The sequence below is a fragment of the Streptomyces glaucescens genome, from assembly GCF_002154375.1.
Classification (GTDB): Bacteria; Actinomycetota; Actinomycetes; order Streptomycetales; family Streptomycetaceae; genus Streptomyces; species Streptomyces glaucescens.
The window spans coordinates 1-11,793 of record NZ_MUND01000562.1 but is presented as its reverse complement, the minus strand read 5'-3'; the positions used below and the strand labels follow the sequence as shown (position 1 = coordinate 11,793).

12 protein-coding genes are annotated in these 11,793 nt (G+C 74.1%); 5 read left to right on the top strand and 7 right to left on the bottom strand.

All coding sequences use genetic code 11. The annotated features are described in order from the left end of the window. Positions 1–45 precede the first annotated feature (45 nt). Positions 46–1,020 (top strand): SCO2278 family lipoprotein, encoded by a 975-nt coding sequence (locus tag CCN42_RS31855; RefSeq protein ID WP_086740802.1) that lies wholly within the window; start codon positions 46–48, stop codon positions 1,018–1,020. A gap of 15 nt (positions 1,021–1,035) precedes the next feature. Here the strand turns inward: CCN42_RS31855 and CCN42_RS31850 are convergent, their stop codons facing one another. Together CCN42_RS31850 and CCN42_RS31845 are read right to left on the bottom strand one after the other, a co-directional pair. Next, positions 1,036–1,770, bottom strand: a complete 735-nt coding sequence (locus CCN42_RS31850) for a bifunctional DNA primase/polymerase (protein ID WP_086740800.1) — start codon at positions 1,768–1,770, stop codon at positions 1,036–1,038. A gap of 181 nt (positions 1,771–1,951) precedes the next feature. Beyond that, a complete protein-coding gene (locus tag CCN42_RS31845) occupies positions 1,952–2,581 on the bottom strand; it encodes a TetR/AcrR family transcriptional regulator (RefSeq protein WP_086740798.1) in 630 nt (209 codons plus the stop codon). Between the two features lie 103 nt (positions 2,582–2,684). On the opposite strand from CCN42_RS31845, the gene CCN42_RS42240 reads away from it, so the two are divergent. Beyond that, positions 2,685–2,873, top strand: coding sequence for a DUF6243 family protein (locus tag CCN42_RS42240; protein ID WP_143662077.1), 189 nt, complete (start codon positions 2,685–2,687; stop codon positions 2,871–2,873). Between the two features lie 65 nt (positions 2,874–2,938). Here CCN42_RS42240 and CCN42_RS31840 read toward each other — a convergent pair whose 3' ends face one another. From CCN42_RS31840 to CCN42_RS31830, 3 genes are all read right to left on the bottom strand, one after another. Beyond that, positions 2,939–3,958, bottom strand: coding sequence for a small ribosomal subunit Rsm22 family protein (locus CCN42_RS31840; RefSeq protein WP_086740797.1), 1,020 nt, complete (start codon positions 3,956–3,958; stop codon positions 2,939–2,941). Positions 3,959–4,350: 392 nt separating this feature from the next. Beyond that, a complete protein-coding gene (locus tag CCN42_RS31835; RefSeq protein ID WP_086171946.1) occupies positions 4,351–5,514 on the bottom strand; it encodes a serine hydrolase domain-containing protein in 1,164 nt (387 codons plus the stop codon). After that, the gene (locus CCN42_RS31830; RefSeq protein ID WP_086740795.1) at positions 5,478–6,761 is read right to left on the bottom strand and encodes a multidrug effflux MFS transporter; all 1,284 of its coding nucleotides are present in this window, start codon (positions 6,759–6,761) and stop codon (positions 5,478–5,480) included. Before CCN42_RS31830 ends, CCN42_RS31835 begins: the two co-directional genes overlap by 37 nt. A gap of 87 nt (positions 6,762–6,848) precedes the next feature. Between CCN42_RS31830 and CCN42_RS31825 the strand changes: the two genes are divergently transcribed. Beyond that, positions 6,849–7,895 carry a Gfo/Idh/MocA family protein gene (locus CCN42_RS31825; RefSeq protein ID WP_086740793.1) on the top strand — a complete coding sequence of 349 codons (1,047 nt, stop codon included), beginning with the start codon at positions 6,849–6,851 and terminating at the stop codon, positions 7,893–7,895. Here CCN42_RS31825 and CCN42_RS31820 read toward each other — a convergent pair. Continuing rightward, positions 7,882–9,522: an alkaline phosphatase D family protein gene (locus tag CCN42_RS31820; RefSeq protein WP_086740792.1), complete on the bottom strand. Its 1,641-nt coding sequence runs from the start codon at positions 9,520–9,522 to the stop codon at positions 7,882–7,884. The two genes, CCN42_RS31825 and CCN42_RS31820, sit on opposite strands and share 14 nt — an antisense overlap. Positions 9,523–9,656: 134 nt before the next feature. Here CCN42_RS31820 and CCN42_RS31815 point away from each other — a divergent pair, with 134 nt between their 5' ends. Continuing rightward, positions 9,657–10,439, top strand: a complete 783-nt coding sequence (locus tag CCN42_RS31815; protein ID WP_086740791.1) for an SDR family oxidoreductase — start codon at positions 9,657–9,659, stop codon at positions 10,437–10,439. A gap of 247 nt (positions 10,440–10,686) precedes the next feature. Here CCN42_RS31815 and CCN42_RS31810 read toward each other — a convergent pair whose 3' ends face one another. Then, positions 10,687–11,013, bottom strand: coding sequence for a nuclear transport factor 2-like protein (locus tag CCN42_RS31810; protein ID WP_086740789.1), 327 nt, complete (start codon positions 11,011–11,013; stop codon positions 10,687–10,689). Positions 11,014–11,201: 188 nt separating this feature from the next. Here CCN42_RS31810 and CCN42_RS31805 point away from each other — a divergent pair, with 188 nt between their 5' ends. After that, positions 11,202–11,777 (top strand): DoxX family protein, encoded by a 576-nt coding sequence (locus CCN42_RS31805; protein ID WP_086740788.1) that lies wholly within the window; start codon positions 11,202–11,204, stop codon positions 11,775–11,777. The last annotated feature ends 16 nt before the right edge of the window (positions 11,778–11,793 follow it).

The following is an 11,793-nucleotide window of genomic DNA, read 5'->3' as shown; positions in this document are numbered from 1 at the left end:
CCCCGGTAAGGTTCGCCCCCGGGAAGGGGAAGGTGAAGGAGCCCGATGACCACGGATCGCAGGCGTGCCCGGATCACTCTCATAGCGGCGGCGCTCTCGTCACTGACGGCGAGCGGATGTGTGGTGGTGCACGGCGAGCGGGAGGTGCTGCCCGCGACCACCCGCGCCGAGGCGGCCGAGGCGCTGCGGGAGTTCACGACCGCGTACAACAAGGCCGACGAGGACTACGACAGCACGCTGGACGCCGAGTACGTCACCGGGCCGCTGGCCGACATCGACGGCGCCCGGCTGAAGGCGGGCCGGGCCAACAACCCGGCGGGCAATCCGGACCACAGCCCGCTGGAGTTCTCGGACGCCGAGTACACCATCCCCAAGAAGGCGGGCTGGCCGCGCTGGTTCCTGGCCGACGCCAGGGCGAACAAGGGCGGCGAGGCCCGCTGGCTGCTGGTGTTCACCCGGAACGCGCTGGACGAGCCGTGGCAGGTGTCGTATCTGACACTGGTCGAGCCCGGCGCCGTACCGGAGTTCAAAAAGGACAAGGACGGCTGGGCCGAGGCCGTGCCCGCGAACTCCACCGAACTGGCCGTGCCTCCGGGCGACTTGAGCAAGGCGTACACCACCTACCTCAAGGAGAACGGCCCGGAGTTCGCGCCCGGCCCGCACACCAGCCAGTGGCGGACCCTGCGCCAGAAGAACGCGCGCAAGCCGGGTCTGGTGACCCAGTACATCGACGGCCCGCTGACCGACGGCGCCTACGCTCCGGTCGCGCTGCGCACACAGGACGGCGGGGCGCTGGTGTTCTTCACCACCCGCCACTACGAGAAGCAGACCGCCCACACCGGTTCCGCCGTGCCCGCGCCGAACAAGGACGTGCTGGCGCTGACGACCGGCGAGATCAAGCAGTCGCTGACGATGGAGTTCGTCTCCAACGAGGTGGCCCTGGATCCGAAGAAGGGCCCCGACGCGCAGGTGACGGTGCTGGGGCGGATCCAGGGGCTGACGTCGGCGAAGGGCGAGTAGCCCGGCCGGGGGACCTCAGTGGCGCAGGGGCCAGGCCGCGTTCGTGTGGTCGGGCTCCTGGCCGGCGTGGCGGGCGCAGGCGTCGGTGAGGTGTTCCAGCAGGGTCAGCGGGTCGGGCAGCGCGTGCTCCGGGCCGCGGACCCAGTGCACGGTCTGGTCGTCGCCGGGGAGCCGGGCGGGCGGGACGAGGACATAGGAGCCCCGGCAGTGCCAGCGCAGGCCCGGATGCTCGTCCATGGTCTCGGGGTGGCAGTCCAGCTCGCAGGGCCACCACTCGTCCTCGTCCTCGGGGGTGCCCCGGGTGAGGGTGAAGAACAGCAGGCGGCCGTCGTCGCTCTCGGCGACCGGGCCGACCTCGATCCCCGCGTAGAGCAGCCGGGCGAGCGCCTCGCGGCCGGCCTGCAGCGGGACGTCGAGGACGTCGTGCACCATGCCGGTCGCGGTGATGAAGTTGGCCTGCGGCTGGTGCCGGGCCCAGCGTTCGATCTGGGCGCGGTCGGTGGTCGACTGGGTCTGCCAGGCGAAGGACACCGGGTGCCGGGCGGGGGTCGGACAGCCGACCCGGTCGCAGGAGCACCGGTAACCGGGCGCCGGGTGCGCGGCGGGCGCCAGCGGCAGCCCCGCGGCGGCGGCGGCGAGCAGCAGGGCCTCACGGCCGCCGTCGTCGGCGGCGTCCTTGCGGCCGCCTCCGCGCAGCCACTGGGAGAGTTTGCCCCGCAGGCCGGTCCGGCCGCCGAACTCCGCGCTCATCTATCCCCTCGCCTCGCTGTCGTGCGGAACAGCATGCCCTATGGTCCCACCATCGTGCGCTCCGGGGGGCCCAAGTCCCCAACCGGGATACGCGGGACGAGACGTACACCACACCGCAATCAGGTCCCATCAGGGGCTTTGCCGGGACATTCGGGCGGCTGTCCGGCGGCCGGTCCGGCGCTCAGCGCGGGGCGAGGCCGTACAGGGCGTAGTCGACGAGGGTGTCGGTGTACTCGTACGAGATCGGGCCGCTGCGCTGGAGCCAGCGCTGGGCGAGCGGGGCGACGAACAGCTCCAGGGCGATCCGCGGGTCGACGTCCGGGCGGACCTCCCCGGCGTCCTGGGCGGCGCGCAGGCGGTCCACGTAGAGCTGGAGCGAGGGTTCGAGCAGCCTGGTCACGACGGTGCGGCCCATCTCCTCGTCGACGACGCCCTCGGCGGCGAGGGCGCGGGAGGGGATCTCGAAGCGCGGGTCGAGCAGTTCGTCGACGGTGGCACGCAGGACCAGCTTGAGGTCGGCCGCGAGGTCGCCGGTGTCCGGGAGGGCGTGGTCGCCGGGCCGGCCGCCGGCCTGCTGGTTGGCCTGCTCGGCGAGGTCCAGGAAGGCCTCCATCAGGACGTCGGCCTTCGACGACCACCAGCGGTAGATCGTCTGCTTGCCGACTCCGGCGCGGGCGGCGATGCCCTCGATGGTGGTCTTGGGGTAGCCGACCTCGCCGACGAGTGCCAGGGCGGCGTCGTAGATGGCGCGGCGGGACTTCTCGCTGCGGCGGGTGGCGTCGGGGGCGGGTTTGCGGGTGGTCGGCGACATGGGCCCGAATCTACCAGGTTGACAAGACGGTCCGTCTCGCCTCACGCTGGGAGAGTCATGGCGAGACGATACGTCTCGTCACTTGTGGAGAGAGGCGGAGACCATGACCCGAGGCGGAGCCGGAAACATGCTGGGCGTCGGCGGCACGCGGCAGAAGCTGAGCCGCAAGGCCCTGCGGGGCGGCGGCCGGGACGGCCGGGCCGGGGCTCACGACGCACAGGCGCAGAAGCGGGAGCTGCTGCGCCGGCTGCAGGAGCGGAACGGCCGCGACGCGGACGAGAAACGGGAGTGAGCCGGCGCGACGCGGAGGAAGAACGGGAGTGCGCCGGCGCGACGCGGACGAGGAACGCGAGTGAGTCAGGCCTGGCCGTCGGTGTCCCGCACCGGCGGCCAGGCGTCGCCCCAGGCGGCGTCGCGGGCGGCGCGGTAGTCGTCGCCGTGGCGTTTGGTGACCGTCGTCCGGCTCAGCCGCTCGTCGGTCTCGCACAGGTCGAGCAGGACCTGGCCCTTGCGGATCTGCGGCTTGCGGACCACCCGGGAGGCCGCCGGGGCGACGGGGAAGCGGGCCGCGGCGACGTAGCTGAACTTCTCGTCCTCGTAGGCGAGGGAGCCGCCCTTGACCTGGCGGTGCAGGGAGGAGCGGCTGACCCGGGCCGAGAAGTGGCACCAGTCGGAGCCGGGCGCGATCGGGCAGGCGGCGCTGTGCGGGCAGGGCGCGGCGATGCGGAACCCGGCGGCGATCAGGCGGTTGCGGGCGGCGAGCAGCCGGGCGTAGCCGTCGGGGGTGCCGGCCTCGACGATCACGACGGCCTGCGCGGCCTCGGCGGCGGCGTCGACGAGGGCGGCGCGGTCCGGTTCGGACAGCTCGTTGAGGACGTAGGACACGGTGACGAGATCAGTGCTCTCGAGGGTGAGCGCCGCTCCGATCCGAGAGCGCTGCCAACGGGCGTCCCGCAGTGCCGGGTTCGCGGCGGCCAGCTCCCGGCCCAGGGCGAGCGCGGGCTCTGCCCAGTCCAGCACGGTCACCGGCCGCACCCCCGGCCAGGTCGCGCTGACCGCCCAGGTGGCGGCGCCGGTCCCGCCGCCGACATCGGTGTGGCTGCCGGGCACCCAGCCGGGCGCCGCGTCGGCGAACGCCCCGAGCGCCGAGCGCACCGCCTCGAAGGTGGCCGGCATCCGGTACGCCGCGTACGCCGCCACATCGGCCCGGTCCCGCAGGATGGGCGCGTCGGTCGGGGTCGCCCCCCGGTAGCTGGCGATCAGCCGGTCCACGGCCTGCGCGGCCCGCTTGGGCGGCAGCCCGTCGAGCAGCCCGGCGAGCGCGGCCCGCAGGGTCTCGGCCGGGGCGGTCAGGGAGGTGGAGGCGGGGGCGTTCACCCTGCGATTCTCTCAGGTCGACGACACTCCCCCGCCGCCCCGCCCGGCATCCGGGACGGCCCCGGACGACGGCCTCCGACGACCGCCCGGGACCACGGCCCCGGCGACAGGCCATGACGCGGTTGGCGGGCGAGCTCCCGCTCCGGCCCGCTCCGGCGGCCGAGGGCGTCGATGCGGGCGCGGCACCGCGCGGTATCACCCTCTGCGACGGCCTCGGCGACAGCCCCCGGCTACGGCCGGGCGGCGAAGCTCAGTCCCTGGTGACAGCTCCCGGCGACCGTTGCTGGCGGCAGTTCCTGGCCGCAGCCCTTTCCTGCGGCCCCCGCCGACAGCCCCGCAACCGCCCTCGCCGCGGCCCGGACCCGGGCCCCCGCCGGGCGGGCAGTGCCGGGTCAGGTCCCCCACACGGCCCGTGCCATCCGCGATCCCGCCGCCGCGCGCGGTGCGCTGTCCGGGGGTCTGCGCCTGGGGTGGACGGTGTTCGCCAGCAGCACCAGGAAGGTGTCCGTCGCCGGGTCCAGCACCAGGGACGTCCCGGTGAAGCCGGTGTGCCCGGCCGCGCCCCGCCCCGCGAGGGCGCCCATGAACCAGGGCTGGTCCAGGGCGAACCCCAGGCCGGGCGGGGTCAGCAGCAGCTCCACGAAGTCGGGGCCCAGGATGCGCGCGGGCCCGTACGCGCCGCCCGCAAGCAGCGCCCGGCAGAACACGGCCAGGTCCCGCCCGGTGGAGAACAGCCCGGCGTGCCCGGCGACCCCGCCCAGCGCCCAGGCGTTCTCGTCGTGCACGACGCCCCGCAGCATGCCCCGGTCCGCCTTGGCCCACGGCCGCCGCTGGTCCTCGGTGGCCGCCGCGCCGGGGCAGGGCCCGAAGCGGGTGGCGGTCATGCCCAGCGGGCGGGTGATGCCGTCCCGGACCAGGGCGTCCAGGGACCGTCCCGTGATCCGCTCCAGGACGTGCTGGAGCAGCAGCATGTTCAGGTCCGAGTAGCGGTACACGCCCGGCTCCCCGGTCGGCGGCTCGGCGCGCAGCAGGGCCAGCCGTTCCGTGTCGTCGGCGCAGTCGTACAGCGGCAGGTCGGGGCGCAGCCCGGAGGTGTGGGTGAGCAGCTGCCGTACGGTGACGTCGTGCCGGGCCGCCGCGCGGAACTCCGGCAGGTACGCGCCGACCCGGGCGTCGATGCCGAGCGTGCCCCGCTCGATCTGCTGCACCGCGGCCACCGAGGTGAACAGCTTGGTCAGCGAGGCCAGGTCGAAGGGGGTGTCGACGGTCATCGGCACCCGGGCGGTCTCGGGCAGCTCCACCCCGGCGTCGCGCTGCGGGTCGTACGCCGTGTACCGCACGGCCCAGCCCGCCGCCTCCGCCACCGCGACCACCGGTCCGCGCCCGGCGACCACCACCGCGCCGGCCGCCCACGGGCGGTCCCCGGCGGTGAGGGCGTGGACCTCGCGGACGAGATGGCCCGTCTCGACCGGGTCGAGCCCGGCCCGCTCCGGTGTTCCGCTGCGCAGTCTCGGCGTGCTCAGCTCTGCTCCCCCTCGCTCCGCCAGGGACGGCACAGGGCCAGGAAGCTGACCGCTGCCACCAGCGCGGCCGACAGCTGGACGACCGCCATGGGTACGGCGGTGTCCTCCCCGGCGATGCCGACGAGCGGGGAGGCGATCGCGCCGATGAGGAAGGAGGACGTGCCGAGCAGGGCGGACGCGGAGCCGGCCGAGTGCCGGGTGCGCAGCAGGGCCAGGGACTGGGTGTTGGGCAGGGTGATGCCCATCGCGGACATCAGCACGAACAGCGCGGCGGACACTGGGACGAGGCCCACCTCGCCGAAGACGCCGAGCGACATCAGCAGCAGCGCGGTCGCGGCGAGGACGACGATCGTGAGGCCGACGGCGAGGACCCGGTCCAGCCGGACCCGCCCGATCAGCACCTTGCCGTTGATCTGCCCGGCGACGACCAGGCCGACCGAGTTGAGGCCGAACAGCAGGCTGAAGGTCTGCGGGGAGGCGCCGTGGATCTCCTGGATGACGAACGGGGAGGCGGAGATGTACGCGAACAGGGCGGCGAAGGCGAAGCCGCCCGCGAGCAGGTAGCCGGTGAACGGCAGGTCGCTCAGCAGGCCGCGCATCGAGCGCAGCGCCTCGCCGACCCCGCCCTCGTGCCGGTCGGCGGCCGGCAGCGTCTCGGGCAGCCTGGCCCACACCACGCCGGCGAGCAGCACACCGACGACGGTGAGCACGACGAACACGCCCCGCCAGTCGGTGACGCGCAGGATCTGCCCGCCGATCAGCGGGGCGACGATCGGGGCGACGCCGGAGATCAGCATGAGGGTGGAGAAGAAGCGGGCCATCTCCACGCCGTCGTAGAGGTCGCGCACGATCGCCCGGGCGATGACGATGCCGGCGGCGCCCGCGAGGCCCTGCGCCAGGCGGAAGGCGACCAGGGTCTCGACGGTGGGCGCCAGCGCGCACAGGGCGGTGGCGACGATGTACACGGCGAGGCCGGTGAGGAGGGGGCGGCGGCGGCCCCAGCGGTCGCTCATCGGGCCGACCACCAGCTGCCCGAGCGCCATGCCGGCCAGGCAGGCGGTGAGGGTGAGCTGCACGGTCGTGGCGGGGGCGGTCAGGTTGCGGGTGACCTCCGGCAGCGCGGGGAGGTACATGTCCATCGCCAGCGGGGGCGTTGCGGTCAGTCCGCCGAGGACCAGGGTGACCAGGAGCCCGGCGCGGCGCCGCGCATCGAGGGGCGGCCGCGCCTTCGGTGCGGCCGCCTGCGACAGTTCCGGTATGGATGCCCCGCCTTCGGGCATTGGCCCCTCCCCTTTTTCGCAGTCCGGTCCCTATGCTCTCAGCTCGTACGGAGTGCCTGGTGTCACTGAGTGGAGCGTGGGCGGGGAATGACGGTGGACGGCGTGCGGTGGGGAATCCTGGCGACGGGCGGGATAGCGGCCGCGTTCACGGCGGATCTGGTGGATCTGCCGGACGCGGAGGTGGTGGCGGTGGCCTCGCGGACCGAGGCGTCGGCGAAGGCGTTCGCGGAGCGGTTCGGGATCGACCGGGCGTACGGCGACTGGGCTGAGCTGGCGGCGGACGAGGACGTCGACGTGGTGTACGTGGCGACTCCGCACGCGGCGCACCGGGTGGCGGCGGGGCTGTGTCTTTCGGCGGGGCGGAACGTGCTGCTGGAGAAGCCGTTCACGCTGAACGCGCGGGAGGCCGGGGAGCTGGTGGCGCTGGCGCGGGAGCACGGGCGCTTCCTGATGGAGGCCATGTGGATGTACTGCTCGCCGGTGATGCGGCGGCTGAAGGCGCTGGTGGAGGACGGGGCGGTCGGCGAGGTGCGCAGCGTGCAGGCGGACTTCGGGATCGCGGGTCCGTTCCCGCCGTCGCACCGGCTGCGCGATCCGTTGCAGGGCGGGGGCGCGCTGCTGGACCTCGGGGTGTATCCGGTGTCGTTCGCGCAGTTGCTGCTGGGTGAGCCGGCGGGGATCGCGGCGAGTGCGGTGCTCTCGGAGGAGGGCGTCGATCTCCAGACGGGGGCGGTGCTCTCGTACGAGAGCGGCGCTCTGGCTTCGGTGCACTGCTCCATCGTGGGCGGTACGCCGACGGCGGCGTCCGTCACCGGTTCCCTCGGCCGGATCGACATCCCGCAGGGCTTCTTCCACCCGGAGCGGTTCGTGCTGCACCGCGCGGGGCGCGAGCCGGAGGAGTTCGTCCACGACCCGGCCGACGCCCCGCACAACAGCCTCAAGCACGAGGCCCGCGAGGTGATGCGGGCGCTGCGCGCCGGCGAGACCGAGTCCCCGCTGGTCCCGCTCGACGGCACGCTCGCCGTGATGCGGACGCTCGACGCGATCCGGGACCGGGTCGGCGTCCGCTATCCGGGCGAGGCCCCCGACGGCGACCCCGACGAGAACCCCGCCGCCCAGCTCACGCCGGCGTGAGCCCCGGCTCGCCCGCTTCCGTCACGAAGGACGCGGCCGTCGTGACCGGCGCCCCCGGCGTCGTCACGTACGGCACGGTCCTGAAGTCGGCCCGCGCCCGCTCCCGGCCGAGGGTGACCGTGACGTAGCCGCGCCGCCCGTTGTAGAACCGCAGGTGCGGGTTGGCCCGCATGTAGGTGTCCCAGTTGGCGGGCCGGTCGGCGCCGTCGCGGCCGCTGGCGATCGAGGTGGCGACGATCTCGGTGCCGACGGTGCGGGAGTCCGGGTCGTCGAAGTCCTCCTTGATGTCGAAGCCGTAGCCGACGTGCACGTCGCCGGTGAGCACCATCAGGTTCTCGACCCCGGCCGCCCGCGCGCCGTCCAGCACCCGGCGGCGCGAGGCGCGGTAGCCGTCCCAGGCGTCCATCGACACCCGGGACGGCTCGGTCAGGTCGAACTTGCGCTGCGCGAAGACGACCTGCTGCGGGACGACGTTCCACAGCGCCCGGGACCGCTGCCAGCCGTCGAGCAGCCACCGCTCCTGGGTCTCGCCGGTCATGGTGCGCGCCGGGTCGTCGACCTCCGGACCGGGGATCTGCGCGCCGTCGCCGTAGGCCTGATTGGTGCGGTACTGGCGGGTGTCGAGGATGTCGAACTGGGCGAGGTCGCCCCAGTGCAGGCGGCGGTAGAGCCGCATGTCGGGGCCGTCGGGGCGCTGCGGGCGGCGCAGCGGCTGGTTCTCCCAGTAGGCGCGGTAGGCGGAGGCGCGGCGCAGCAGGAACTCCTCCGGCGGGACGGTGTTCTCGGGGGTGTCGCCGGCGTAGTTGTTCTCGGTCTCGTGGTCGTCCCAGGTGACGACGAAGGGGTGCGCGGCGTGCGCGGCGCGCAGGTCGGGGTCGGACTTGTAGAGGGCGTACCGCAGCCGGTAGTCCTCCAGGGTGAGCGTCTCGCGGTTGAAGTGGGCGGGGAGCACGCGGTCGGTGTAACGGCGCTGGCCGCCGGCGGAGTTGACGGCGTACTCGTACAGGTAGTCGCCGAGGTGGAAGACGGCGTCGACGTCGTCCTGGGCGAGATGGCCGTAGGCGGTGAAGTAGCCGTCGTGGTAGGCCTGGCAGGAGACGGCGGCCAGGCGGAGCGCGGCGGCCCGCTCGCCGGGGGCGGGCGCGGTGCGGGTGCGGCCGGTCTCGCTGATCCACCGGCCGACTCGGAAGCGGTAGAAGTAGGGGCGGCCGGGGGCGAGGTGGGCGACCTCGACGTGCACGGTGTGGTGGAACTCGGGGTGCGCGGGGGCGGCGCCGCGTCTGACGATCCGGCGGAAGCGCTCGTCGTGGGCGAGCTCCCAGTGCACGGTGACGCGCTCGGCGGGGAGGCCGCCGTCGGGCTCGTAGGGGGCGGGGGCGAGACGGGTCCAGAGCAGGACCGAGCCGGGCAGCGGGTCGCCGGAGGCGACGCCGAGGGTGAAGGGGTCGTCGGTGATGCGGGCGGCGTCGAGTTCGGCGGCGCTCGCGGTGCCGGCGGCCGGCAGGCCGACGGCGAAGGCGAGGGCGGCGGCCGCTCCGGTGGCGGTGAGGAAGCCGCGCCGGCCCAGGTGGCGGGCGGCGGCGCGGAGTTCGGGGGCGTGCTGTGGCGGGCGGGCTGCGTGAGTCATCCGGTCCTCCCCTGGCGAATGGATGCCTCAGGCATTGGAGTGGCCGGGGACGACCCGCGATAGGCGTGTACAGGACAATCACATGACGGACAGATGAGTTCCGGATGGCGGACCCTCCCGTACGCTGCGGGCCCATGAACGAGAAGCGAACGGGAAGCGGGGCGGAGGGCCGGCCGGGGATCGCCGTGGTGACCGGCGCGGGCTCCGGCATCGGGCGCGCGGTCGCCGTGGAGCTGCTGCGCGCGGGCTGGTCGGTGGTGCTCGCGGGCCGGCGCACCGAGACCCTCGCGCAGACGGCCGCGCTGGTGCCGGAGGGCGCCTCGCTCGCCGTACGGACGGACGTGTCACGCCCCGAGGACGTGGCGGGGCTGTTCTCGGCCGCGGTCCGCCGGTTCGGGCGGGTGGACCTGCTGTTCAACAACGCGGGCACGTTCGGGCCGGGCGGGGTGCCGGTCGAGGAGCTGCCCTACGACGCCTGGCGGCACGTGGTGGACACCAACCTCAACGGGGCGTTCCTGTGCGCGCAGGCGGCGTACCGGCAGATGAAGGAACAGGACCCGCAGGGCGGCCGGATCATCAACAACGGCTCGATCTCGGCGCACACCCCCCGCCCGCACTCGGTCGCCTACACGGCCACCAAGCACGCGCTGACCGGCCTGACCAAGTCGCTGTCCCTGGACGGGCGGCCGTACCGCATCGCGGTCGGCCAGATCGACATCGGCAACGCGGCGACCGACATGACGGCCCGGATGGAGACGGGGGCGCTCCAGGCGAACGGCGAGATCGCGCCGGAACCGGTCATGGACGTGGCCGATGTGGCCCGCACCGTACGGCACATGGCGGAGCTGCCGCTGGAGGCGAATGTGCAGTTCGCGACGGTGCTGGCGACGACGATGCCGTACGTGGGCCGCGGCTGAGCCGTGGCGGGATCGGTTCGCTCCGGCGGACGCTGACCCACCGTCCCATTGCCCCCGCCGGCGGCCCTGTGCTCAACTCTCCTCCACAGGAGCTTCACACTTGGAGTGCCGAGCTCCCGCGGGCCATCACCAGGGGGAGGCGGCAGCCGTTCCACGGCATCGGGCTGGGGGTGGGCCTCGCGAGGGATCGCGGGGGTGCGCACCGGGCCGGGGAACGGCTGCCGTGTCACACGGCCGGGGTGCGCGGCTACGCCTGCCCGGTCTCGAAGCGCGAGATCCGGCCGTCGTCCTCGACGGTGAAGCGCCAGCGGGTGCGCATCTCGCCCCAGGTGTCGTTGCGGTAGCGGGCGATGAGGGCCCGGCCGCCGGCCGACTCGTTGTCGACCTCCAGATGCCCGTGCGTGGAGAAGATCTCCCGGTCGACCCACTCCGCGAGGTCCCGGTCCGAGCCGTCGTCCGCCATCGTCGCGCCGGGCGCCAGCAACGCCATGAACCCCTCGCGGTCGTGGGAGTTGACCGCGTCGACGAAGGCGCGGACGGCCGGGTCGCTCAGCTTCGCGGTGTGAATCGTCATGCGGACAGCGTCACCCCGGCCCCGGACCCCCGCCACCCGGGACCTGCGGGAGCGGCCCTGGAGGCACCGCCACCCGAACGGCCGTCGCGGAAGGGACCGGCGGGGCGGAGGGATGCGACCGTGGGACCGGGGAAACCGGGGCGGGGCCGCACCACACGCTTGTCCACTCGTCTGCTCCGGGAGTCAACGTGACGTTCTACGACCGACGTGATCTGGGCCTGCTGCTCCTCCGGCTGGGGGCCGGCGGGGTGCTCGCCGCGCACGGCACGCAGAAGCTGTTCGGCTGGTTCGGCGGCCACGGCATCGAGGGCACCGGCCAGTTCATGGAGTCCGTCGGCTACCGGCCCGGCAAGGCCAGCGCCACCGCCGCGGGCCTCGCCGAGACCGGCGGCGGCACCCTGCTCGCGCTGGGCCTGGCCACCCCGGCGGCGGGCGCCGCGGCGGCCGGGGCGATGGCGGGCGCGGCGGCCGTGCACACCCCCAACGGCTTCTTCAACCAGGAGGGCGGCTACGAGTACGCCGCCACCCTCGGCCTCGCCGCGGTCGGTCTCGCCGTGACCGGCCCGGGCCGCCTCTCCCTCGACCACGCCCTCGGCCATGTCCTGGACCGCGGCTGGATGGTCCCGGCCGCCCTCGGCGTGGCCGCCGCCGCGACGGCGGTGGTGGTCGGCACCCGGGTGAAGCGGCTCCAGCAGGAGTCGGAGAGCGGCGGGGACGAGGGCGAGGAGGACGCCCTGTTCGACGAGGCGACACCGACGAGCTAGGTCGTGTCCGCAAAGT